At 72.8% G+C, this 22,960-nt stretch carries 20 protein-coding genes; 8 read left to right on the top strand and 12 right to left on the bottom strand.

Features of this window, described 5'->3' with window-relative positions:
* Nucleotides 1-71 precede the first annotated feature (71 nt).
* From AC1UE5_RS17770 to gltX, 6 genes are all read right to left on the bottom strand, one after another.
* Nucleotides 72-1,772 (bottom strand): choice-of-anchor Q domain-containing protein, encoded by a 1,701-nt coding sequence (locus AC1UE5_RS17770; RefSeq protein WP_482925942.1) that lies wholly within the window; start codon nt 1,770-1,772, stop codon nt 72-74.
* Between the two features lie 88 nt (nt 1,773-1,860).
* The gene (locus AC1UE5_RS17775; protein WP_482925944.1) at nt 1,861-2,337 is read right to left on the bottom strand and encodes a tRNA (cytidine(34)-2'-O)-methyltransferase; all 477 of its coding nucleotides are present in this window, start codon (nt 2,335-2,337) and stop codon (nt 1,861-1,863) included.
* Between the two features lie 10 nt (nt 2,338-2,347).
* Nucleotides 2,348-2,665: a hypothetical protein gene (locus AC1UE5_RS17780; RefSeq protein ID WP_482925946.1), complete on the bottom strand. Its 318-nt coding sequence runs from the start codon at nt 2,663-2,665 to the stop codon at nt 2,348-2,350.
* 74 nt (nt 2,666-2,739) lie between these two features.
* Nucleotides 2,740-3,132 carry an RrF2 family transcriptional regulator gene (locus tag AC1UE5_RS17785; protein ID WP_482925948.1) on the bottom strand — a complete coding sequence of 131 codons (393 nt, stop codon included), beginning with the start codon at nt 3,130-3,132 and terminating at the stop codon, nt 2,740-2,742.
* 158 nt (nt 3,133-3,290) lie between these two features.
* On the bottom strand, nt 3,291-4,376 hold the full coding sequence (locus AC1UE5_RS17790; protein ID WP_482925950.1) for an HDOD domain-containing protein: 1,086 nt from the start codon (nt 4,374-4,376) through the stop codon (nt 3,291-3,293).
* A gap of 116 nt (nt 4,377-4,492) precedes the next feature.
* Complete coding sequence (gene gltX, locus AC1UE5_RS17795; protein WP_482925952.1) at nt 4,493-5,821, bottom strand: glutamate--tRNA ligase; 1,329 nt, start codon at nt 5,819-5,821, stop codon at nt 4,493-4,495.
* A gap of 88 nt (nt 5,822-5,909) precedes the next feature.
* On the opposite strand from gltX, the gene AC1UE5_RS17800 reads away from it, so the two are divergent.
* On the top strand, nt 5,910-6,770 hold the full coding sequence (locus AC1UE5_RS17800; protein WP_482925954.1) for a deoxyribonuclease IV: 861 nt from the start codon (nt 5,910-5,912) through the stop codon (nt 6,768-6,770).
* 5 nt (nt 6,771-6,775) lie between these two features.
* Here AC1UE5_RS17800 and msrB read toward each other — a convergent pair whose 3' ends face one another.
* The 4 genes from msrB to nagA are packed head-to-tail and all read right to left on the bottom strand — an operon-like array spanning nt 6,776 to nt 10,903.
* Nucleotides 6,776-7,165, bottom strand: a complete 390-nt coding sequence (gene msrB / locus AC1UE5_RS17805; protein ID WP_482925956.1) for a peptide-methionine (R)-S-oxide reductase MsrB — start codon at nt 7,163-7,165, stop codon at nt 6,776-6,778.
* Nucleotides 7,166-7,200: 35 nt separating this feature from the next.
* The gene (locus AC1UE5_RS17810) at nt 7,201-8,562 is read right to left on the bottom strand and encodes a calcium-binding protein (protein WP_482925958.1); all 1,362 of its coding nucleotides are present in this window, start codon (nt 8,560-8,562) and stop codon (nt 7,201-7,203) included.
* Between the two features lie 48 nt (nt 8,563-8,610).
* Nucleotides 8,611-9,744, bottom strand: coding sequence for an ABC transporter ATP-binding protein (locus tag AC1UE5_RS17815; RefSeq protein WP_482925960.1), 1,134 nt, complete (start codon nt 9,742-9,744; stop codon nt 8,611-8,613).
* 16 nt (nt 9,745-9,760) lie between these two features.
* On the bottom strand, nt 9,761-10,903 hold the full coding sequence (nagA, locus tag AC1UE5_RS17820) for an N-acetylglucosamine-6-phosphate deacetylase (protein WP_482925962.1): 1,143 nt from the start codon (nt 10,901-10,903) through the stop codon (nt 9,761-9,763).
* Between the two features lie 133 nt (nt 10,904-11,036).
* Here nagA and AC1UE5_RS17825 point away from each other — a divergent pair, with 133 nt between their 5' ends.
* The 7 genes from AC1UE5_RS17825 to AC1UE5_RS17855 all read left to right on the top strand — a co-directional run bounded on the left by AC1UE5_RS17825 (nt 11,037) and on the right by AC1UE5_RS17855 (nt 17,730).
* Nucleotides 11,037-12,380, top strand: a complete 1,344-nt coding sequence (locus tag AC1UE5_RS17825) for an ABC transporter substrate-binding protein (RefSeq protein WP_482925964.1) — start codon at nt 11,037-11,039, stop codon at nt 12,378-12,380.
* A 65-nt stretch (nt 12,381-12,445) separates the two neighbouring features.
* Nucleotides 12,446-13,339 (top strand): carbohydrate ABC transporter permease, encoded by an 894-nt coding sequence (locus AC1UE5_RS17830; protein ID WP_482925966.1) that lies wholly within the window; start codon nt 12,446-12,448, stop codon nt 13,337-13,339.
* Entirely contained in the window at nt 13,336-14,172 is an 837-nt protein-coding gene (locus AC1UE5_RS17835; protein WP_482925968.1) for a carbohydrate ABC transporter permease, read from the top strand. Before AC1UE5_RS17830 ends, AC1UE5_RS17835 begins: the two co-directional genes overlap by 4 nt.
* Nucleotides 14,169-15,080 (top strand): ROK family protein, encoded by a 912-nt coding sequence (locus AC1UE5_RS17840; RefSeq protein ID WP_482925970.1) that lies wholly within the window; start codon nt 14,169-14,171, stop codon nt 15,078-15,080. The genes AC1UE5_RS17835 and AC1UE5_RS17840 overlap by 4 nt, the downstream gene beginning before the upstream one ends.
* A 5-nt stretch (nt 15,081-15,085) precedes the next feature.
* Nucleotides 15,086-15,832, top strand: coding sequence for a GntR family transcriptional regulator (locus tag AC1UE5_RS17845; protein WP_482926400.1), 747 nt, complete (start codon nt 15,086-15,088; stop codon nt 15,830-15,832).
* A gap of 33 nt (nt 15,833-15,865) precedes the next feature.
* Nucleotides 15,866-16,654, top strand: a complete 789-nt coding sequence (locus AC1UE5_RS17850) for a sugar isomerase domain-containing protein (protein ID WP_482925972.1) — start codon at nt 15,866-15,868, stop codon at nt 16,652-16,654.
* Between the two features lie 11 nt (nt 16,655-16,665).
* A complete protein-coding gene (locus AC1UE5_RS17855; RefSeq protein WP_482925974.1) occupies nt 16,666-17,730 on the top strand; it encodes an SIS domain-containing protein in 1,065 nt (354 codons plus the stop codon).
* A 111-nt stretch (nt 17,731-17,841) separates the two neighbouring features.
* On the opposite strand, the gene AC1UE5_RS17860 is transcribed toward AC1UE5_RS17855, so the two are convergent.
* Nucleotides 17,842-19,206 (bottom strand): calcium-binding protein, encoded by a 1,365-nt coding sequence (locus AC1UE5_RS17860; RefSeq protein ID WP_482925976.1) that lies wholly within the window; start codon nt 19,204-19,206, stop codon nt 17,842-17,844.
* 92 nt (nt 19,207-19,298) lie between these two features.
* Complete coding sequence (gene dnaE / locus AC1UE5_RS17865) at nt 19,299-22,907, bottom strand: DNA polymerase III subunit alpha (protein ID WP_482925978.1); 3,609 nt, start codon at nt 22,905-22,907, stop codon at nt 19,299-19,301.
* Between the last annotated feature and the right edge of the window lie 53 nt (nt 22,908-22,960).

Raw genomic sequence — 22,960 nt, forward strand, 5'->3', positions numbered from 1 at the left:
CAGCATCGGTCTCATGTCCAGGCCGCGCGAGCTTCGCGGACGGATGTCCGGCTCGCGCGGCGGCGCCGCGCCTACTTGAGCTTCGGACGCGGCAGGCGCTTGACGAGCACGGACTGCCCCGCCTTCACCCGCGTGACCTTGCCGCTGCGCTTGCCCTTGACGTCGACCGCGCCCTCGGTCACCCGCGTGACCGTGCCCTCGCACGTGTCCTCGGTGACCCAGGAGGTGCCGCGGACCGTCGTGATCGACGTCGCGCCGTGGGTGCGGAACTTGCCGCGCTTGTCCTTCGACCACAGGCTGCGGACCGGCTTGCGCTTGCGCCCGGCGGCGGCCGCGGCGCGCGCGGTCACCTTCCCCTTCTTGGCGGCGGCGCGCTGCGCGGCGCGGGCGGCGCGCTCGTCGGCCGGGATGCAGGACTGGAACCAGCCGCCGCGCAGGACGATGTCGGTCATCCCCTGGCCGTCGGCGGACTGCGCGACGCTGAACTTGCCGCCGCCGAACGTGCCCGACTGCGTCGTGCCGTCGGCCAGCTCGCTGGTGAGCGTGACCGAGCCGTCGTTCGTGTCGACGATCGTCCCGACGGGGAGCGTCGAGGCGCTGGCCAGGTCGACGTAGCGGTCGGTGCCGGGGAGCTTGACGCGGACGGCGCCGGCGGCGGCCTGGAGCGTGACGCTCTTGCCGAGGTCGGGCGCGGTCGCGGGCGGGAGCACGATCTGCTCCTCCTGCGCGAGCGTGCTGAGCGGGGCCGCGGTCGTCGTCGCCGTCGGCGCGGGCGTGGGAGTCGCGGGCGCGGGGTCCACGGTCGGGGTGCCCGTGTCCGGCGTGGCCGGCGCGACGTACAGCTCGTAGGCGCCGAGGTCGATCTTGCCGTCCAGGACGCGGGTCTGGCCGTTGACGTCGCGGCGGGCCGCCTCGGTGCCGTCGGTGACGCCGGCGTCGACGGTCGGCGAGCCCTTCGCGGGGACGTAGTCGCCCGTCGCGGCGTAGACCGGGTCGGCGGCCGTGTTGCCGCCGCCGTCGACGATCGACGGGCTGGAGCTCGCGGCGCGATAGGCGCTCGACGTGACGGTGCAGCTGGTGCTGGAGACGTCGGCGACGTCGAGGCCTGCGCCGCGGAGGATCGAGTTCGTGATGGTCGTCGTGCCCGCGCCGCAGCGGATGGCGCGCGCGGAGCCCGCGGCCGCGATCGCGGTGACGTTGACCAGCCGGACCGGCGCGGACGGCGTGCCGTCGCGGAGCGAGACAGCAGCGGCCGACGTGACCGCGGACTCGCTGATCGCGACCGTGTCACGGAGCGTGATCGCGCTGCCGCCGATGCGCGCGGCGGTCGACGCGGAGCGCACGACGAGCTGGGCGCCGGCAGCGCCCGTCGCCAGATCGACGCCCAGCGCCGAGGGGGCCGGGCGGGCGTCGAGCTCGAGCCCGGCGACCGTCGCGTCGGTGCCGCTGGCGCGGACGACGGAGCCGCTCAGGGCCGGGTCGGCGACGAGCCGCGGGCGGTCGTCGGCGTCAGCGGCGCGGAGCGTGACGTAGGCCGGGACCTGGATCGTGGTCGCGACGACGTAGTCGCTCGAGCCGGTGGTGACGACGACCTCGTCGAGCGCGACAGCGCCGCTCGCCGCATCGGCGAGCGAGCAGGGGTCGATCTCGAGGCACGGGCCAAGGCCGTCGCCGTCGGGGGCTGCCCACCGCTGCGCGGCGCTGGCCGACGCGGGGAGGGCGAGCACGGCGAGGGCGAGGCTGGAGAGGAAGATGGAGGCCCGCTGGGACACGATCCACAGCATCGGTGGGGCAGGGCTGTTTCACCACGCTCTTCAACGGATGTACTGGGCGCGCGTCCCCACAAGGGGGGTGGGCCGATCAGCCGGTCGAGAGGTTGGCCTGGGCGAACCCGAGCTGCCGCCACGCCTCGTAGACCGCGATGGCAGCGGTGTTGCTGAGGTTCAGCGAGCGGCGACCGGGGAGCATCGGGAGCTTCAGCCGGTCGGTCACATGTGTGTCGTACAGCACGTCGTCCGGGAGCCCCGTCGCCTCCGGCCCGAACACGAGCACGTCGTCCGCCGTGTACGCGACGTCGGTGTAGGTGCGCTGCGCGTGCGCGGTGAACGCGTACACGTTCGCCTCCCCCAGCACCGCCCACGCGTCCTCCAGCGTCTCGTGCACGGTCAGGTGCGCGAGGTCGTGGTAGTCGAGCCCCGCCCGCCGCAGGTTCGCGTCGCTCAGGTCGAACCCCAACGGCCTGATCAGATGCAGCTCGCACCCGCTCACGGCCGACAGCCGGATCGCGTTCCCCGTGTTCCCGGGGATCTGGGGCTGGAAGAAGACGATGCGCAGCACGGCGGCGAGCCTAGCCCCGGTGGAGGATCAGGCGCTCGTCCTCGCCCTCGTAGTACGCGAGGTGGCCGGGGCGGGCGATGAGGAGCGTGCCGGGCCGCCAGCCGACGGTCGCGGCGAGCGCCGCGTCGAGCTCCCACGTGCCGCCGTCGAGCTCCTCGTCGTCGGAGAGCGCCGTGACCGTCTCCCCCGCGCGGCGCCGGCGCAGCTCGGCGGCGATCCAACCGGCCGTCTGGTCGCGGGGCGCGATCGGGACCGTGTAGCGGCGCTCGAAGTCGTGGAAGTGGTGGAGCAGCGCGGTGACGTCGGCGCGGCTCGTGATGGCGAGCATCCGGGCGCTGCGCCGCGGGGTGACGAGCGCGCGCAGCGTCGTACGCTCGGCGTCGGTGAGGGCCGGCGGGCGGGTCAGATGTAGTACATCGCCGCGCCGGCGTCGCGGCGCTCGCGCTCGACGACGTCGGCGATGGAGGTCTGCTCGAGGACCGCGCGGGCCGCGGTGGCGGCCTCGGCGAAGACGCCCTCGGCGTCGCGGCCGAGCGGGCCGTCGAGCAGCTCGACGATCTCGAGGACCGTGATCGTCGACGGCTCCTTGGCGAACGAGTAGCCGCCCTTGACGCCGCGCTGGCTCTTGAGGATGCCGCCGCGGCGCAGCACCGCGAACAGCTGCTCGAGGAACTGGACGGGGATGTCACGGCGACGGGCCAGCTCGCCGATCGGCACCGGCTCCGTGCCGCCTGTGCGGCCGAGCTCGGCGAGCGCCTTCACGGCGTACGGGGACTTCGTGGTGATCGAGATCACGGCCCCGGCAGTCTACCGGCTAAACCCCACAAACCCGCCCGACAATCACGCGCAAGGTGCGGGCCGCTCGCGGCGGAACTTCCCACCCGCGCCGGCCCGGAACGACGAAGCGCCGGCGGATGCCGGCGCTTCGGTCAAGCGTGGTGGTGCGGTGTGGCCTAGAGCCAGCCGCGCTCGGTGGCGAGGAGGACGGCCTGCGCGCGGTCGACAGCGCCGAGCTTTCCGTAGATGTTGTGCAGGTGGGTGCGGACGGTGCTCGTCGAGAGCGAGAGCTCGTGCGCGATCTGCTTGTAGACCTTGCCCTCGGCGAGGCGCTTGAGGACCTCGAGCTCGCGCGAGGAGAGCGGGCACGGGTCGATCGAGCGCTGGCGGCCGGTCTGCGGGTACGGCAGGTCGTACATGACGCTGCGCAGGTCCGCGGGGCCCATGCCGATGACGCGGGCGGTCTTGAGCAGCTCCGTCGGCGAGACGGCCTGGCCCTGCGAGTAGTGCGCGAGCATGTCCGCCAGGCGGACGTACGCGGCCTCGCCGGAGACGTCCTCGGCGTGGTGGCGCTCGATGACCGACGCGACCGACTTCGGCAGGCCCCACCGGCGGGCGAGGACGCCGCCGACCAGCGCGTGGTCGACACCGAGCTCGCGGCGCTCCTTGTGGATGCGCTCCTCAGGGGTGCGGGCGCCGGAGTGCACCTGGCCGGGGTAGCCCGGGTACGCGTGCATCAGGACGAGCTTGCCGATGTCGTGCAGGAGCGCCGTGACCATGAGGCGGTCGCGGTTCTCGTAGCCCGTCTCGGTGGCGAGACGATCGGCGGCACGCTGCGTCGCGATGCCGTGCAGGCGGAAGCGCTCGGGCGCGGCGTCCCAGACGGACGAGCGCTCGAAGAAGTCGTAGGTGCGAGCCCGCGACGCCAGCGCCTGGACGGCCTCCGGCGACAGCAGCTCGACGGACTTGACCACCGACTCGACGCGGCCGCGCGAACGGCCCTCGACCTGGTTGGCCAGACGAAGGACCGAGATGACGAGGGCGCAGTCGGACTCGACGGCCGCGACGACCTCGCCGGCGGAGACGCGCTCCTGCGAGACGACGCGGAGAAGACGGTTGCGGGACTCCGCGAGGGCAGGGAACGCCTCGAGGGCCTCGAACGCCGCAGTCAGACGACGGCCGTGGCCCTCGTTATGGCGGCGCTGTGCGCCAGCCTGCGCTGAGGGCGGCGTCGTGCGTGTAGCGGTTTCGGGCGTGGACATTCCTTGCTGAGCTCCGGGACGGGTGGATCTGGCCCCGTTATCGGCAGCTATGGACGCATGGTTGAGTTGACAGGAGCGAGCCGCCCGCGTCAAGCCCCCGTGAACGGTGTTCTACCTCATCGGGCCAGGGCGGCGTCGATCCGCCGCAGCGACTCGTCGCGTCCGAGCACGGCCAGCGTCTCGAAGATGCCGGGCGACACGGAGGTGCCCGAGAGCGCCACGCGGATCGGCTGGAAGACCTTCCCCGGCTTCTCCCCCCGCGCGTCGATGACCGCCTGAAGCGCGCTCTCCAGCGATTCCACCGAGAACCGGTCCACCGCCGCGAGCGCCTCGCGCGCCGCGGCGAGGTTCGCCACCCCCGCCTCGTCGAGCCACTTCTTGACGGCCTTCTCGTCGTACCCGTCGACGCCGTCGTAGATGAAGCCCGCCAGCGGCCAGAAGTCCGCGAGCGTCTGAAGCTTCTCCTGGGAGATCTCGACCGCCGGCCCGAGCCCGTCGCGCCCGTAGAACGCCTCGACCCGCGCCGTCAGCTCCTCCACCGGCAGCTCGCGGATGTAGATGCCGTTGAGCCAGCGGAGCTTCTGCTCGTCGAACCGCGCCGGGTTCTTCTGCACGCGTGCGACGTCGAACCGCTTGACGAGCTCGTCGGTCGCCATGATCGTCGTGTCGTCGTCCGTGCCCCACCCGAGCAGCGACAGGTAGTTGCGCACCGCCTCCGGCAGGTAGCCCGCGTCGCGCAGCTCCTGCACCGACGCAGCGCCGTGGCGCTTGGACAGCTTCTTGCCGTCCGGCCCGTGGATGAGCGGGATGTGCGCGTAGACCGGCGGCTCCGCCCCCAGCGCCTCGAAGACGAGCAGCTGCTTGGGGGTGTTGGAGAGGTGGTCCTCGCCGCGGATGACGTGCGTGACGCCCGCGTCGAGGTCGTCGATCGCGACCGCGAAGTTGTAGAGCACCGAGCCGTCCGCGCGGGCGATCACGGGGTCGTCGAGATGCACGTGCCGGAACGTCGTGTCGCCGCGGATGAGGTCGTGGACGACCGTCTCCCCCTCGTCGGGCACGCGCAGGCGGAACGCGCCCTCGCCCTCGTCCTCCCCGCGGAAGCCCTTGTCCGCCCCGTGCTCGGCCTTGTACGCCTTCACGTCGTCGCCCGTCGCGGTCGAGCGGTAGACGTGCCCGGCATCGATGAGCTGCTGCAGCGCCGCCTGATGGCGCTCGGAGCTGGCGACCTGCGAGACGGGGCCTTCGTCCCAGTCGAGCTCGAGCCACTTCAGCGCGTCGAGGATCTGCTCGACGTTCTCGGGCGTCGACCGCTCGCGGTCGGTGTCCTCGATGCGCAGCAGGAGCGTCCCGCCGTCGTGGCGGGCCTGGAGCCAGTTGAAGAGAGCGGTGCGGGCGCCGCCGATGTGGAGGGCGCCGGTCGGGGAAGGAGCGAAGCGAACGCGCATCGCACGCCAGGATGACACCGCCCGTGCCGCGACACCCGAACGCTTCGTCACGGAAGTGCGCAGAGACTGCGACTAATGTCTGCGGCGCATGTTGATCGGAGCCCACGTCTCGCCCGCCGGCGGGGTGGCCAAGGCGGTCGAGCGCGGTGTCGAGCGCGGCTGCCACGCCATCCAGATCTTCAACCAGAGCCCGCGGATGTGGAAGCCGCGCGAGTACCCCGACGCCGAGATCGAGGCGTTCCACGCCGCGAAGGACGCGTCGGACGTCGACGCGCTCCTCATCCACGCGGTGTACCTCCTCAACTGCGCGTCGGAGGATCCGGAGATCCGCGCGAAGACGCTGCTCTCGCTGAAGACGTCCCTGCGCGCAGGCGACGAGCTCGGCGCGGTCGGCGTCGTGCTCCATCCCGGCAGCGCGAAGACGGGCGACGTCGGCGAGGCGATCAAGCGCGCCGGCGAGGTGATCCGCGAGGCACTCGAGGAGTCCGAGCGCTGCCCGCTCCACCTCGAGAACACCGCCGGCGCGGGCGGCACGCTGGGGCGCTCCTTCGCCGAGCTGGCGGCGCTGATCGACGCCGCGGGCGGCGACGAGCGGCTCGGGCTCTGCCTCGACAGCTGCCACCTGCTCGCCTCCGGCTACGACATCCGCACCGCCGAGGGCCTCACCCAGACGCTCGACGAGTGCGTCGAGAAGGTCGGCGTCGAGCGGCTCGGCTCGCTGCACCTCAACGACTCGCAGTTCCCCCTCGGCTCCAACCGCGACCGCCACGCGGACATCGGCCAGGGCGAGCTGGGCGACGACGGTTGCGCGGTCTTCCTCTCCGAGCCGCGGTTCCAGGACCTGCCGTGCGTCCTGGAGACGCCCGGTCCCGACAAGCAGGGGCCGACGCCGCAGGAGATCCAGCACGTGCGGGAGCTGCGCGAGCGCGGCCTCGCCGCGCGCGCCTAGCCGGACTAGCTGCCCTCGAACCCCAGCGCCAGCGAGTTCATGCAGTAGCGGACGCCCGTCGGCGCTGGGCCGTCGTCGAAGACGTGGCCGAGGTGCGACTCGCACTTCGCGCAGCGGACCTCGACGCGGATCATGCCGTGGCTGCGGTCCTCGAGCAGCTCGACCGACCCGGGCTTGGCGTCGTAGAAGCTGGGCCAGCCGCAGTGCGAGTCGTACTTGGTCTCGCTGTCGAAGAGCTCGTTGCCGCACGCCGCACACGCGTAGGTGCCGTCGGCCTTGTTGGCCAGCAGCGCCCCGGTGAACGGCCGTTCGGTCCCCGCCTCGCGCAGCACGTGGTACTGCTCGGGCGAGAGCTGCTCCCGCCACTCCTGCTCGGACTTCACAACCTTCTCCATAGATCCCACGGTAGGGCGGCGCAGGTGAATCGCAGCTAACGGCGGCGGAGGGTGAACGGGGCGCTCACCTCGACCGCCTGCTTGACCGCCGCGGGCACGAACCGCAGCCGGAGCGTTAGCGGCACACGACTCGCCCGGGCGAGCAGCCGCCGGCCCTCCTTGGTCGGCGTCACGATCATGCGCGCGCGGAACCCGCCGCCGACCCTCCGCGCGGCGGCGCGCGCGACGGTGATCGGCGCGCTCCCGGCGACCCGCAGGCCGTGCCTCCGCGCGACGGCCGCCGAGACCGTCCAACGGACGCCCAGCTGCCCGCGCGACGGCGGGACGACGGTGTGGGCCAGCGCGGCGCCCACGCGCCGCGGGTCGCGCTTGGCCAGCCCCGTGGCGAGCGGTCCGACCTGCGCCGTCAGGTCCGAGCGCGCCCGCGCGAGGAGCGCGGCGGGCGCCTCGCGCGCCTCGGGCGCGGGGCGCCGGACCGGGGCCGGGAGGCGGTGCGGAAGCGACGGCACCACCGGCGCCGTGCCGACGCCGATCGGCGCGGAGAAGGCCGACCATCCCAGCGACTCCCCGGCACGGTTGGACGCCTGCACGCGCGCGCGGATCTTGCGCCCCGCGAACCACGGGTCCAGGAACAGCTCGGAGCGGGTTCCCACCGTGTCGCACGTCTGCTCGCAGTGCTGCCACTCGACGCTGACGTCGAACGGCCCGCCGAGCAGCGCCGTCTCGACGCGCACCGTGCCGTAGGTCCACGGGTCCCCCGTGATGCGCGGAGCGGCGGTCATCTCGGGCGCGGCGACCTCGCAGCCCGCGGCCGTCTCCACGAGCCCGTGCAGACGGACGCTGTCGTCGCCGGCGCCGCAATCGACCACCGGGTCGAGCACGGGCTCCTTCTCCTCGCCGACGCGCGCGTCGACGAGGTCGTTCCCCTCGCCACCGCGCAGGACATCCGCGCCGAGGCGGCCTACGACTCGGTCGCTCCCCGCGCCGCCGTCGAGCACGTCGTCCCGCGGGGAGCCCTCCAGCTCGTCGTCGCCCTCCTCGCCGTGCACCTCGAACCGGAGCCATCCGTGGACGGAGAGGTCGTCGTCGCCCGCCCCCATGAAGACGCGCAGGGTCTCGACGCCCGTCGCGGGGCACTGGACCACGCGCGGGCGGCGGAGCGTGCACGGCGCGATCGGCGTCGCCATCGCGTCGACGGCGCGAGTGTCGTGGACCGTGACGAGCGGGCCGTCGACCGCGTCCTCGAACGCCTCGACGAGGAAGCCGTTGTCGTCGCCGTCGGGGTCGGTGAGCACCACGGCGTCACCGGAGACGCCGACCGTGATCGTCGCGGGCGCCGCCGCGGGGAACGCCGCGGCCGCGAGCAGGGCGAGGAGGAAGGAGACGCGTCCGTGCATGAGGCCGCGCAGCTTGACGGACCGCGCGGCGGAACGCCAGCCTTCCGACTACGCGGCGAGCAGCGCGCCCGTCGGCTCCAGCTCCAGGTTGCGGCCCTCGTCGTCGGTGGCGAAGAGGTGGACCCCGCGGGGGTCCAGCCACACACGCGCGCGGTCGGCGACGGCGAGCAGCGACTCCGCGTCGAGCCGCACCGTCAGCGCGTCCGCACCCTCGGCCGCGACCTCGGCGAACGTCTCGCTGCCGAGCGCCTCGAGCACCTCGACCGTCGCGTCGAACGCCACCCCGCGCGCCAGTTGGGCCTCGTCGAGCAGCGCGGCGTCCGCGAACGCGTGCGGGCGCAGGCCGACCACGACCTCGTCGCCCTCGCTGACGGGCAGGCGCGAGCGCCGCGCCTCCCCCAGGTCGACCGTCGCGAACGGCAGCTCGACCCGCGACCCGGAGATCCGCCCGCGCAGGAGGTTCATCGCCGGCGAGCCGATGAAGCCCGCGACGAAGACGTTGGCCGGCCGGTGGTACAGCTCCTTCGGCGCGCCGACCTGCTGCAGCACCCCGCCCTTCATCGCCACGACGCGGTCGCCGAGCGTCATGGCCTCGGTCTGGTCGTGGGTGACGTAGAGCATCGTGGCGCCGAGCCGCTGCTTGAGCCGCGCGATCTCGGCCCGCAGCTGCACGCGCAACTTCGCGTCGAGGTTCGACAGCGGCTCGTCCATGAGGAACGCCTTCGGGGAGCGCACGATCGCGCGCCCCATCGCCACGCGCTGACGCTGGCCGCCCGAGAGCCGCGCGGGCTTGCGGTCCAGCAGCTCCTCGAGCTCCAGCGCGGCCGCCGTCTCGCGCACGCGCGCGAGGGTGTCCTTCTTCGAGACGCCCCGCAGGCGCAGCGCGAAGCCCATGTTGTCCGCGACGGTCATGTGCGGGTACAGCGCGTAGTTCTGGAAGACCATCGCGATGTCGCGGTCGCTCGGCGCCTTCTTCGTGACGCGCTCGCCGTCGAGGAGGATCTCGCCCTCGCTCACCTCCTCCAGCCCGGCGACCATCCGCAGCGCGGTCGACTTCCCGCAGCCGGACGGCCCGACGAGGATCACGAGCTCGCCGTCGGCGACCGTGAGGTCCAGGTCCCGCACGGCGACCGTGCCGTCCGGATAGCGCTTGGTCACGCCCTCGAAGGCGATGTCGGCCATCAGCTCCTCCTCCTGTTCATGCTGCTGCCTGCAGGCCCGCGACCCACGTCGCGCGGACCTCGAAGTCGTCGTCCCACCACACGAGGTCGGCGCGCCGGCCGGACACGATCTCGCCCCGCGTGGCATCGCCGAGCGCAGCCGCGGGCACGGACGTCGCCGCACGCAGCGCGGTGTCGGCGGGGATGCCGAGCCCGATCACGTTGCGCACCGCCTCGTCGAGGTGGAGCGCCGAGCCCGCGAGCGTCCCGTCGGCCAGCCGCGGAGGCCCGTCGGCGTGCGCGTACGCGGTCAGCGGCCCGTGGTGGAACGGGCCCGGCGCCATCCCGGCGGCGGCGACCGCGTCGGAGACCAGCGCGATGCGACCCGGCCCCGCGGCCGCGAACGCCACGCGGATCACGTCCGGCGCGACGTGGTGCAGGTCGGCGATCAGCCCGCAGACGAGGCGCGGGTCGACCAGCGCCCGGCCCGGCACGCCCGGCTCGCGGTGGTGCAGCGGGCGCTGCGCGTTGAAGAGGTGGGTGACGAGCGTCGCCCCGGCCGCCGCGGCGTCGGCGATGCGCGCGGCGGTCGCGTCGGTGTGCCCGAGCGAGACGCGGATGCCGGCGTGGGCGAGCCGCGCGATCGCGTCGCGGGCGCCGGGCAGCTCGGGCGCGAGCGTCACGAGCGCGACGTCGTCCCGCGCCTCCAGCACGGCGTCGATGGCCCCCGGCGTGGGCTCGCGCATCGCGTCCGGCGGGTGCGCGCCGGCGCGGCCCGGCGCCAGGAACGGACCTTCGAGGTGCGCGCCGAGCGGCTGGGCGACCGGGCACCCGGCGAGCAGCGAGGCCGCGTGCGTTGCCTCGCCGGCGAGCGCGAGCAGCCGCTCCAGCGGCGCGGTGATGAACGTCGGGCAGAACGCGGTGACGCCGTGCGCGGCCTGGTGCGCGGCGGCCCGCCCCCACCCGTCGGCGTCGGCCGACGCCAGGTCGACGCCCGCGCAGCCGTTGAGCTGGAGGTCGACCATTCCGGCGGACAGGACGCCTTCGTCCAGCACGGTGTCTCCGGGCGCCGGCTCTGCGCGCTCGTGCACGGCGGCGATCGTCCCGTCCGGGCCCAGAACGACGGCGGCCGGCACGAAGCCGGCACGCAGGAGGGTCCTCGCGCTCCAGAGGCTGGTCACGCCCGCTCCGGTTGACAGAACGTCGACCGCATGCAATTCATTATAACGTCATATTGGTATTCCCTATCGAGCGGGCCCGGACCGCAGCGAGGGACCAAGCGGCAGGGCACACCGAAGGAGGGGGAAGCACCCGATGTTCAAGACGACGCGATGGCTGGCCGTTGGCGCGGCCATCAGCGCCCTGGCGCTCAGCGCCTGTGGGGGCGACGACAACGACGACGGCGGCGAGGGCGCCGCGGCCAGCGGCTCGGGCCCGGTCGAGCTGACGTTCCTCACCCACTGGGCGCCGGAGACGGTCAAGCAGCTCGAGGCCGTCGCCGCCGACTACAAGACGCAGAACCCGAACGTCACGGTCAAGGTCAAGGCCGTCCCGTTCGCGGACCTGCGCACGACGCTCCAGTCGTCGGCCGGCAGCGACAACGGCGCGACGATGGCGTCGATCTACGACCTGTGGCTGCCCGAGCTCGTGCGTGACGGCGTGGTCGCCGAGGCGCCGGCCGAGGTCGGCACCGAGCTGCAGTCCGCGTGGCCGGAGAACCTCGTCGGCGCGGCGAGCGTCGACGGCAAGCCGTACGGCATCCCGAACGAGGTCGACCTCTACGCGCTCAACTACAACAAGCGTCTCTTCGAGGAGGCCGGGGTCGCCGAGCCGCCCAAGACGTGGGACGAGCTCGTGGCCGCCGCGCAGAAGCTGACCAAGCGCGACGGCGACCGGATCACCCAGCAGGGCTTCGGGATGATCTCGTCGTGGAACTCCGGCGTCGTCCACCCGTGGGCGTCGCTGCTGGGCTCCAACGGCGGTGCGCTCATCACCGACGGCAAGACGACGCTCGACACGCCGCAGGCGAAGGAGACGTTCGAGCTCGTCGAGCGGCTCGTGAAGGACAAGGTCACGAGCGCCCAGATGAGCCAGGCCGACGCGAACACCACCGGCCCGTACCTCGACAACTTCGTGTCGGGCAAGACGGCGATGATCATCATGGCCAACTGGTGGGAGTCGGCGCTGAAGGCCGGCATGAAGGGCAAGTTCGACGACGTCGCCACCGCGCCCATCCCGGTCGGCCCGAGCGGCACCGAGCCCGCCCCGATCTCCTACTCGTGGCTGTCGATCGTCAACGGCAAGGCGAGCGAGCGCGAGCAGGCCGAGGCCTGGAAGTTCCTCCAGTACCTCAACTCGCCGGACTCCGGCAAGGACGGCGCCTCGGCGATGGCCGACCTCCTCCAGTCGATGGGCATCCTGCCGTCGCGCACGTCGGACATCGAGGCGTACGCGAAGGACCTCGACCGGCCGTTCCTCAAGGCCTACGTCGACATGCTCCCGCAGGCGAAGCCGTTCCCGATCGTGGTCGGCGGCGCCGAGTTCACCGACGGCCTCCAGAAGACGCTCGAGGCCCTGCAGGCGGGCCAGATGAGCGCCGCGGACGCGCAGCAGCGCGCCCAGGAGGACGGCGACTCGATCCTGGAGAGCGCCGGCTGATCTGAGCGACCCAGCGAGCGGGGCTCACGTCGGCCCCGCTCGCTCTCGCCGCCGGCTCCCCACCCATGGCCATCTCGCGACAGCGCTGGTGGACCACGCTCTTCTTGGCGCCCAGCGTCGGGCTGATCGTGGTCTTCGTCCTGCTGCCGATCGCCCTCACCGTCTGGCTGTCGCTGCACAAGTGGTCGACCGCGACCCCGTTCGGCGAGGCCGAGTGGGTCGGGCTCGACAACTTCCAGCGGCTCTTCGAGGCCGGCTCGGTCGGCCGCGACTTCCGCCAGGCGCTGCGCAACACCTTCGTGTACGCGGGCCTGTCGATCGTCCTGATCCTGCCGCTCTCCGTGCTGTTCGGCATCCTCATCCAGCGCGCGACGCTGCGCGGGACGACGGCGCTGCGCACGATCCTCTTCTCGACCTACACGGTGCCGATGATCGCCGTCGCGATCGTGTGGTCGAAGCTGTACTCGCCCACCGAGGGACCGCTCAACCAGGCGCTCGGGTGGTTCGGGATCGACCCCCAGCCGTGGCTGTCGGACACGAGCAGCGCGCTGGTGTCGCTCGTGCTGCTCAACGTGTGGCAGCAGCTCGGCTACTTCACCGTGCTCGTCGTCGCGGGCCTGACGCAGATCCCCGCGTCCGTCTACGAGGCCGCCGCGCTGGACGGCGCGCGCCACGTGCGGCTCCTCTTCCGGATCACGATCCCGCTGCTGCGCCGGACGCTGCTCTTCTGCGTCGTCATCGCGCTCATCAACGCGATCCAGGTCTTCGAGCCGGTCGCCGCCATCACCCAGGGCGGCCCCGTCGGCTCCACCAACGTGCTCACGTACCACATCCGCGAGGTCGGGATCGAGCGCTCGCAGGGCGGTCTCGCATCGGCGATGGCCGTCACGCTGCTGCTCGCGCTGATGGTCGTCGTGACCTTCGTGTTCGCGCTCGCCCGCCGGGGGGACGACCAGTGACCTTCGTCCGCCTGGGCCGCCGCGGCCTCGCCTACTCGTTCGTCCTGGTGTCGTGCGTCGTCGCGGCGTTCCCCGTCCTGTGGATGGTGCTGACGTCGCTGAAGACCGCCGACGAGACGCTGCAGACCCCGCCCGTCTGGGTGCCGGGCTCGCCGTCGCTGGACGCGTACACCGGCGTGGCGGACGTCATCGACGTCGGCCGCTCGTTCATGAACTCGGCGCTCATCGCGGGGATCACGACGGCCGGGATCCTCGTCACGTCGCTGCTCGCCGGCTACGTCTTCGCCAAGTACCGGTTCCGCGGCAAGAACGCGTTGTTCGCGCTGCTGGTGGCGACGATGTTCCTGCCGCCGATCGTGACGCTCATCCCGCTGTACCGGATCGTCGGCGAGCTCTCGCTGGACGCGTCGCTGACGGGCGTGATCGTCCCGAACCTCGCCAACGCGTTCGGCATCTTCCTCATGCGGCAGTTCATCGCCGGGGTGCCGGACGAGCTGATCGAGGCCGCACGGCTGGACGGCGCGTCGGAGCTGAGGATCGTGTTCCGCATCGTCGCGCCGACCGTGGTGCCGGCGATGGCGGCGCTCGCGCTGTTCGCGTTCGTCTACCACTGGAACTCGTACCTGTGGCCGCTGACGGTCCTGCAGGGGAACGAGGAGAGCGCGCCGATCGTGCTGTCGCTGGCGCGGCTGCTGACCTACACCGGGTCGGCGGAGAACACGCCGCTGGTGATGGCCGGCGCGACGCTGGCGGTGCTGCCGCCGCTGATCCTGTTCGTCTTCCTCCAGCGCTTCTTCGTGAACACGATGGCGCGCACGGGGCTGTCGGGATGAGCGCGCTGCTGGGCATCGACCTCGGCGGCACGTCGCTGCGGGCGGCGTGGGCGTCGGCGGAGTTCGCGGACGCGGTCACCGCGCCGGTGGTCGTCGCGGACGAGGCGGCCCCGGCGTCGGTCGCCGAGCTGGTCGAGAGGGTTGCGCTGCACGCCTCGCAAGTAGAGGGTTCTCCCATCGCCGGCGTCGGCATCACCATCCCCGGGCTCGTCGACGGCACCCGCTGCCGCTGGGTGCCGAACCTGCCGTTCCTCGACGGCGTGGACCTCGCGTCCGCGCTGGCGCCCGCGGTGCCGGGCGCCCGGGTCGTCGTGGCCAACGACGCGCACCTCGCGCTGCTGGCCGAGGTCACCCACGGCGCGGCGCGCGGCACGCGCGACGCGCTCCTGCTCGCGGTCGGGACCGGCATCGGGTCCGCCGTGCTGTGCGAGGGGCGGATCGCGCGGGGCGCCCACGGCGGCGCGGTGTCGTTCGGGTGGGCGTCGGCCGACGTGGACGACGTCGCGCACCCGCGGCTCGGGTGGCTCGAGCGGCAGGCGTCCGGCGCCGCGCTCGACGATCTCGCGACGAAGCTTCCGCAGATCCGTGACGGACGCGGGTTGATCGACGCGGCCCGACGTGGTGACGTGGCGGCGCGGGACGCGCTCGCCGGCGTTGCGACCGCACTGGCCACGACGGTGTCGGGCGCGATCGCGCTGCTCGACCCCGAGGTCGTCCTGCTCGCCGGCGGCGTCGCCGCGGCCGTGGACGTGCTCGGGCCGCTGGTGTCGGAGGGCATCGACGCGCGGGTGCCGGCGCACCTGCGCGGCGTGCCGGTGCGCGCGGGGGCGTTCGGCCCGCGCGCGGGGATCGTCGGAGCACTGGTCGCCGCACGAAGCGGCGCCGTCTGGTGGGAGGTCAGGGGGTGACCGAGATGACGGACACGAGCGACCTGCGGCCGCTGGACCGCTCGCGGCCGGAGCCGCTGTGGCACCAGCTCGCGGAGGCCCTGCGGGACCGGATCTCGTCCGGCGCCTGGCGGCCGGGCTCGCAGATCCCGCCCGAGGACGTCCTGTGCGACACGTTCGGCGTCTCGCGCATCACCGTCCGCCACGCCGTCCAGCGGCTGGAGACCGAGGGCCTGCTGCGGCGCGACCAGGGCCGCGGCACGTTCGTGCGCGACGCGCGGATGGTCGCGGGCGCGACCGGGCTCATCTCGTTCACCCACGAGATCCAGCGACTGGGCTTCGTCCCCGGCACCCGGCTGCTCGACGCGACCGTCGTGCCCGCCTCGCCCGAGGTGGCCGCCGCGCTCGACATCGTCGAGGGCGTCGAGGTCCACCGGCTGCGGCGGCTGCGGACGGGCGACGGCTCCCCCGTCGGCGTGCAGACCGCGCACATCCGGATGGACCGCGCGCGCGACCTGGCGCTGACCGACGAGGACACCTCCCTGTACGACGTCCTGCGCGACCGGCACGGCATCACGCCGCGCGAGGCCGCGGAGGTCTACCGCGTCGACTCCGCCACGGAGGCCGACGCGGAGCTGCTCGAGATCGCGCCCGGCTCCCCCGTCTTCGTCGTCGAGCGGACGACCGTGGACGCCGAGGGCCCGTTCGAGTTCACCCGTTCCACCATGCGCGGCGATCGCTACGAGATCCGCTCCGTCCTGCGCAGCTTCTGACGCTTCTTGTTCACACGAAAGGACCCACCCCACATGGCTGACCTCTACCTCCCCCGCCTCATCGCGCTCCTGCAGCAGGCCGAGCAGACCAACGCCGAGGCGCTGGAGGAGGCGGCGGCGGTGTTCGCGTCGACGCTCGCCGACGGCGGGCTCGTCCACCTCTACGGCTCCGGGCACTCGGTGCTGCCGACGCAGGAGGCGTTCCCGCGCTACGGGAGCTTCATCGGCCTCAACCCGCTCACCGACCCGCGCGTGATGTGGCACAACGTGCTCGGCGCGGGCGGCGTGCGCGAGCTGCTGTGGCTCGAGCGCACCGAGGGCTACGTCGACAAGTTCCTCGCCCATCAGCCCATCAACGAGGGCGACGCGATCATCGTCTACTCGCACTCGGGCCGCAACGCCGCGGGCATCGAGACGGCGATGTACTGCAAGGAGCGGGGCGTGACGGTCGTCGCGGTCACGTGCGCGAAGATGCTCGACCAGAAGGCGTCGCACTCGTCCGGCAACCGCCTGCCCGACGTCGCCGACATCGTGATCGACACCGGCGCGCCGGTCGAGGACGCGATCGTGCCGGTCGACGGGTGGTCGCGCCCGGTCGCGGGCTCGTCCACGGTGCTCGCGATGGCGCTCACGCACGAGTTGATCGCGCGCACCGCCACTGAGCTGGCGGCACGCGGCGTCGAGCTGCCGACGTTCGCCTCGCCGACGGTGCCGGGCGTCACGCTCACCGACACCGACCAGGTCTACGGCGTGTACCGCGAGCGGATGCTGGAGGCGCAGCAGCGGCAGCTGCCGTCGTTCCAGGCCGCGATGCAGGGCTAGGGCCGCCGGCCGTGGCCGGGCCGCTGGGCGCCACGATGGCGTCCGAGATCGCCGAGGCGCCGCGCGTGGTCGCGGCGCAGCTCGACGGCGTTGCCGGCTGGGCGAGGCCGCTGCGGGCGCTGGTCGCCGCGGCGGCGCCCGCCGGCCTGCGCGGCGTGGCGCTGACCGCCCGCGGCTCGTCCGACCACGCCGCCGCGTACGGGCGCTACCTGCTGGAGCAGGCGCTCGGCGTCCCCGCGTGGTCGACGGCGCCGTCGCTCGTGACGCGCTACGGCGCGGCGCCGTCGCTGGAGGGCGTGCTGGCGATCGCGGTGTCGCAGTCGGGCCGCACGCCGGAGATCGTGTCGGCGCTCGAGGCTCAGCGGGCCGGCGGCGCGGTGACGGTGGCGGTCACGAACGATCCGTCGTCGCCGCTGGCCGACGCCGCCGCGCTGTGCGTGCCGCTGGAGGCGGGGGTCGAGCGCGCGGTGCCGGCGACGAAGACGTTCACCGCGACGCTGCTGGCCTTCGCGCTGCTGGCGGCGGAGCTGGAGAGCGGCGAGGGGTGGCCCGGCCGCTTCGCCGTGCCGGCCACCGCGGTGGTCGACGCGATCGCCGCGGCCGTCGCGACGCCGGAGGCGGTCGAGGAGGCGGCGACGTGGCTGGCGCCCGCCGAGATCGCGATCCACGTCGGGCGCGGGGTCCTCCTCCCCATCGCGCGGGAGGCGGCGCTCAAGCTCATCGAGACGACCGCGACTGCGCACCTCGCGTGGTCGACGGTCGACGTGCGGCACGGGCCGATCGCGCTCGCCGAGACCGGCCATCCGGTCCTCGTCCACCACGCGCCGGGGCCGGTGTCGGACGACGCGGCGTCGCTCGTGGAGCGGCTGGCCGCGGGCCCGGGCGCGCCGTGGGTGATCGGCGAGCCGCTCGCCGGGCAGGCCGGCGTCGTGCCCGTCCCGGGCAACCTGCCCGAGCACCTGCGGCCGCTCGTGCACGCGATCCGGCTCCAGCAGCTCTCCCTCGCCGTCGCCCGCGCGCGCGGCGCCGACCCCGATCAGCCTGCAGGCCTCAACAAGGTCACCGCGACGACCTGAGGACCTGCGCCCCGCCGTGCCGCCCGCTCCTCCTGGCGGCGCGGCGGGGCCGCTTCCGGTGCCGCGGGCGTGCGCGGGGCGGACGACCCTCCGCCCCGCGCGCGTCCGCGGCTACCGGCGGCGGAGCGTGAAGGCGTCGCGACCCCGGAACGCGCGCGTAGCGGAGCCGTCGGAAGGCGTGAGCTGCAGCCCGGCGTCGATGCGCAGGCGCTTGGCGCGGCGCAGCAGCGTGCGGCCGCGGGCGGTGAGGCGGACGCGGAGCTCGACCTGCTGGCCGCGGATGCCGCTCGCGGCGCCGGTGCCGAGCACGACCGCCTTGCCGCCGCGTACCTTCAGGCCGTGGCGGCGCGCGGTCGCGGCCGGGACGGTGAGCGTCGCCCGGGCGGTGCCGCTGAACGGCAGCGTGAGCGGGATCGTCAGGACGCCGCGCCGCGCGGCCCGCCGGATGTCGCGGCCGGCGAGCCTGCGAAGGCCCGCGCTCAGCGCACGCTTGACCTGCGCGTCCGAGGCCAGGGCCGGCTCCGGACGCCGGGTCGGCGGACCCGGGATGAGGATGGGCGGCGACGCGGCGATCGTCGGCGTCGTCGCTGAACGGGCGGTCGCGCTGCCGGCGCGGTTGGTGACCGTCACGACCGCGGCGAACGTGCTGCCGGCATCGGCGGAGGTCAGCAGGCGGCTGACGATGTCGCCCTGCGCCGGCTCCTCGACGCACCCGCCGGCGCCGCAGCGGATCCACGTGAGCGTCGACGTCGGCGGCTCGTTGCCGATCGAGATCCCGTCGTGGCGCGCGACGAGCAGACCCTGGTCGGTGAACGGGCCGCCATCGATCGTGACCGTGAACGGCCGCGGCGCGATCGCCTCGCAGCCGAGGGCGAAGGGGTCGAGCGGGTCGTCGTCGAGGTCGTCGTCGCCGGCCCCGCAGACGAGCATCTTGTCGGCCTCGCCGTCGTCGCTGAGCAGCTTGTCGCGGTCGCCGCCGCCGTCGAGGTAGTCGCGGCCCGGGCCGCCGTCGAGCGTGTCGCCGCCGTGCTCGCCGGAGAGGTCGTCGTCACCCGGGCCGCCGTCGAGGCGGTCGGTGCCGTAGCCCGCCGTGACCGCGTCCCGGCCGTCCTCGCCGTGCACGCGGAGCGGGAGGTCGAAGCCGAGCGCGTCGAGCGCGTCGTCCCCCGGGCCCAGCCGCACCTCGAGCGCGGTCACCGCGCCGCCCGGGCAGCGCACCTCGCTCGGCCCCGACAGCGTGCACGGCCCGGCGCCGCCGGCGAGCGTCAGCTGGTCGATGAGCGGGTTGAGCTCGGCGACGACCACGTCGCCGCCGCTGCGCGCCACGCCGATCGTGTTCTCCTCGACGGCGGTGCTGGTGACGGTGAGCGTCGTGCCCTGCACGCCGACGGTCGCGGAGGCGTGGGCGACCGCCGGCAGCACGGCCGACGTCAGCAGCAGCGAGAGCGGGGCGACGAGCTTCAGCAAGCGCGCCACTTCACTGAACCGACGTCAACCCGTCCATACGACACCGGTCCACCCCTGTTCCACTTAACTGGGGAGGCGGCGGACGACGGCCGCCGCCGCGGCTAGGCCGCGGCGGGGGTGGGCTCGGGGGCGCTGGCGGTGGCGGTGATCGCCGCGCCGTCCGGATCGGCGGCGGCGTGGTCGCCGTTGCCGTTGCCGTTCGTCGTGATGGCGGCCGGGCCCATGAGGTGGAGGAGCTCGGCGCGGAGCGAGGCGTTGTACGCGACCTTGACCGACGCCGGGAGGCGGAGCGTCGTGCGCCGGCCGTCGCCGTGGAAGTCGACCACGACGGGCGAGTCGCCGGGGAAGTTCTCCAGCAGCTCGCGCAGGTCGGCGTTGAACGACGGCGGCAGGAGCGCGGGCCGGACGCGGATCCAGCACGGCTCGGGGCCGACGCGCATCTTCGCGACCTGCTCCTTCGCCGCCTCGACCTCCTCCTCGGTCGGCTCGAACTTCGTCACCGACTGGACGACGATGCAGGTCTTGTTCGCGTCCTTGTGGTCGACGCGGCCGCGGACGGTGATGACCTCGTCCACGTCCAGCGCGCCCGCGTACTGCTCCAGCGCGTTGCCGAAGACCAGGATCTCGCACGTGCCCTCGAGGTCGTCGAGGGTGGCGAACATCATGTAGTCGCCCTTCTTCGTCCGGATCTTCTTCGCGGCGGTGATGATGCCGCCGGCGGTGACCCAGTCGCCGTCCTTCCACGAGGAGAGCTCGGCGAGCGGCGCGTCGACCGTGACGCGCAGCGCCTCGCGCACGTCCTTGAGCGGGTGCGCGGAGATGAAGACGCCGATCGACTCCTTCTCCATCGCGAGCAGCTCGGGCTTCTCGAACTCCTCCGACGGGATGGGCGGGTGCGCGGGCGCAGCGAACGCGTTCGCGGCCTCTCCCCCGCCGCCGGCGTCGAACATGTCGAAGATCGAGCCCTGGCCGATCTCGGCGTCCTGCTGCTGCTTCTGCCCGGCGGCCTGCGCCTGCTCGAGCACCGCGAGCATGCCCTTGCGCGAGGCGCCGGTCGACCCGAAGGCGCCGCACTTGATGAGCGCCTCGATGGACCGCCGGTTGACCGCGCGCGTGTCGACGCGGGCGCAGAAGTCCCAGATCGACTCGAACGGGCCGCCCTCCTCGCGGGCGCGCTTGATGGCCTCCACCGCGGCGTAGCCGACGCCCTTGACGGCGTCGAGCCCGAACCGGATGTTGCCCTCGACGACGACGAAGTCGTGGTCGGACAGGTTGACGTCGGGCGGCAGGATCTCGATGCCCATCGACTCGGTCTGGGCGACGAAGAACGGGACCTTGTCCTTCGTGTCCATGACCGACGAGATCAGCGCGGCCATGTACTCGGCCGGGTAGTTCGCCTTCAGCCAGGCCGTGCGGTAGGCCACGAGCGCGTAGCAGGCGGCGTGGGACTTGTTGAACGAGTAGTCGGCGGACTTCTCGTTGGTCGCCCAGATCTGCTCGATCAGCGCCTCGTTGGTGCCCGACTTGCGGCAGCCCTCGAAGAACAGCGGCTTGAGCTTCGCCATCGCCTCGCGGTTCTTCTTGCCGATCGCCTTGCGGAGGTCGTCCGCCTGCGCGCCGGTGAACCCCGCGAGGTCCTTGGAGATGAGCATCGCCTGCTCCTGGTACAGGATGACCCCGTACGTCGGACCGATGATCGGCTCCAGCCGCGGATCCGGGATCTGGACCGACTCCGGGTCGCGCTTGCCGCGCGCGTACGTCGGGATCTGGTCCATGGCGCCCGGGCGGTAGAGCGCGTTGAGGGCGATGAGGTCGTCGAGCTCGGTCGGCTTGACCTTCCGCAGGGCCTCCTGCATGCCCTCGGACTCGAACTGGAACACGCCGACCGAGTCGCCCCGGGCGAGCATCTCGTACGTCTTCTTGTCGTCGAGCGGCAGCGTCGCCATGTCGGGACGCTCGCCGGTCGAGCGGGCGATGATGTCCAGCGCGTCCTCGATGACGTCGAGGTTGCGCAGGCCCAGGAAGTCCATCTTGAGGAGGCCGAGCTCCTCGACGGGCTTCATCGAGAACTGCGTCACCGTGCGGAACGTCTTGTTGCCGTTCTCGTCCGTCCCGGCCTCGGCGAGCTGCAGCGGCACCAGGTCGGTGAGCTGCCGGTCGGAGATGACGACCGCGGCGGCGTGGATCGACGAGTTGCGGACGATGCCCTCGAGGCCCTTCGCCACGTCGACGATCTGCTTGGCGACAGGATCCTCGTCGTAGGCCTTGCGGAGGTCCTCGCCCTCCTGCAGGCAGTCGTCGAACGACGGCGGGCGACCCATGATCGGATCCGGGATCAGCTTCGCCAGCCGGTCCCCCGCGCCGTAGTCGTGGCCGAGCACGCGCGCCGCGTCGCGCGTCGCCGCGCGCGGGAACATCTTGCCGAAGGTGATGATCTGCGCGACCGCGCCCTCGCCGTACTTGTCCTTGACGTAGCGCATGACGCGCTCGCGGCCGCGGACGGAGAAGTCGATGTCGATGTCCGGCATCGACACGCGCTCGGGGTTGAGGAACCGCTCGAAGAGCAGGTCGTACCGGAGCGGGTCGACGTCGGTGATGTTGAGGCAGTACGCGACGAGCGAGCCGGCGGCCGAGCCACGACCCGGGCCGACGGCAATGCCGTTCTCCTTCGAGTACTTGACGAAGTCCCAGACGATGAGGAAGTAGGCCGAGAAGCCCATCTTCTCGATGACGCCGAGCTCGTACTCCATCCGCTCGACGGCCTCGGCCGGGGCCGGGTTGCCGTAGCGGCGGTGCAGACCGTCGAGGACGAGCTGGCGCAGGTACTCGCGCTCGGGCTCGCCGTTCGGCGTCGGGTACTTCGGGATGAGCTGGCGGCCGAGCTCGATCTCCGTGTTGCACCGCTCGGCGATGACCAGCGTGGACTCCAGCGCCTCCGGCCACTCCGCGAACTTCTCCGCCATCTCCTCGTTGGAGCGCAGGTAGAACTCGTTGGTGTCGAAGGTCATCTTCGGCGCCGCGAGCGTGGACTTCGTCTGCACGCACAGCAGCGCCGTGTGGTGGTGATAGTCCTCGCGGCGCAGGTAGTGGATGTCGCCCGCGGCGACCAGCGGCCGGCCGACCTCGCGCGCGATCTTCACGATGCCCGCGTTGGCCTTGTCCTGGTCGGCGATGCCGTTCTTCTGGACCTCGAAGAAGACGTTGTCGTGGCCGAAGACGTTGAGCAGGTCGTCCGCGTGCGCGCGGGCCGCGTCGTAGTCGTCGCGCACGAGCCGCGTGCACAGGCGCGAGGCGAGGCAGCCGGACATCGCGATGATGCCCTTCGAGTGCTGCGCGATCTGCCCGAGGTCGACCGTCGGCTTGCCGCGGTTGAGCCCCTCGAGGAAGCCGAGGCTGGAGAGCTTGACCAGGTTGCGGTAGCCCTCGTCCGTCTCGGCGACGAGCGTGAGGTGGTTGCGCTCGACCTTCTCCGTCCGCGCCTTCTCGTGGTCGTCCGTGAGGTAGATCTCGCAGCCGATGATCGGCTTGATGCCGTGCTTCTTGGCAGCCTTCTGGAGCTCGACGGCGCCGTTCATCACGCCGTGGTCCGTCAGGGCGATGGCGGGCTGGCCGAACTCGGCAGCGCGCGCGGCGAGGGCGTCGATCTTGGCGGCGCCATCGAGCAGCGAGTACTCGGAATGGACGTGGAGGTGGCAGCAACCGGCGGACATCAGGAGCAGGCAGGTTAGGCGGGGGTCCGGACGGCTTCGGGGTCGTGACGCGG

The organism is Parviterribacter multiflagellatus (assembly GCF_056863265.1).

What these genes read in the sequence shown, in the direction of transcription:
- gltX (WP_482925952.1), bottom strand. Translation starts at nt 5,821, where the DNA reads ATGCGCGTTCGCTTCGCTCCTTCCCCGACCGGCGCCCTCCACATCGGC.
- AC1UE5_RS17790 (WP_482925950.1), bottom strand. Translation starts at nt 4,376, where the DNA reads ATGTCCACGCCCGAAACCGCTACACGCACGACGCCGCCCTCAGCGCAG.
- AC1UE5_RS17815 (WP_482925960.1), bottom strand. Translation starts at nt 9,744, where the DNA reads ATGGCCGACATCGCCTTCGAGGGCGTGACCAAGCGCTATCCGGACGGC.
- AC1UE5_RS17845 (WP_482926400.1), top strand. Translation starts at nt 15,086, where the DNA reads ATGACGGACACGAGCGACCTGCGGCCGCTGGACCGCTCGCGGCCGGAG.
- AC1UE5_RS17840 (WP_482925970.1), top strand. Translation starts at nt 14,169, where the DNA reads ATGAGCGCGCTGCTGGGCATCGACCTCGGCGGCACGTCGCTGCGGGCG.
- dnaE (WP_482925978.1), bottom strand. Translation starts at nt 22,907, where the DNA reads ATGTCCGCCGGTTGCTGCCACCTCCACGTCCATTCCGAGTACTCGCTG.
- AC1UE5_RS17830 (WP_482925966.1), top strand. Translation starts at nt 12,446, where the DNA reads ATGGCCATCTCGCGACAGCGCTGGTGGACCACGCTCTTCTTGGCGCCC.
- AC1UE5_RS17810 (WP_482925958.1), bottom strand. Translation starts at nt 8,562, where the DNA reads ATGCACGGACGCGTCTCCTTCCTCCTCGCCCTGCTCGCGGCCGCGGCG.
- AC1UE5_RS17825 (WP_482925964.1), top strand. Translation starts at nt 11,037, where the DNA reads ATGTTCAAGACGACGCGATGGCTGGCCGTTGGCGCGGCCATCAGCGCC.
- AC1UE5_RS17850 (WP_482925972.1), top strand. Translation starts at nt 15,866, where the DNA reads ATGGCTGACCTCTACCTCCCCCGCCTCATCGCGCTCCTGCAGCAGGCC.
- msrB (WP_482925956.1), bottom strand. Translation starts at nt 7,165, where the DNA reads ATGGAGAAGGTTGTGAAGTCCGAGCAGGAGTGGCGGGAGCAGCTCTCG.
- AC1UE5_RS17800 (WP_482925954.1), top strand. Translation starts at nt 5,910, where the DNA reads ATGTTGATCGGAGCCCACGTCTCGCCCGCCGGCGGGGTGGCCAAGGCG.
- AC1UE5_RS17780 (WP_482925946.1), bottom strand. Translation starts at nt 2,665, where the DNA reads ATGCTCGCCATCACGAGCCGCGCCGACGTCACCGCGCTGCTCCACCAC.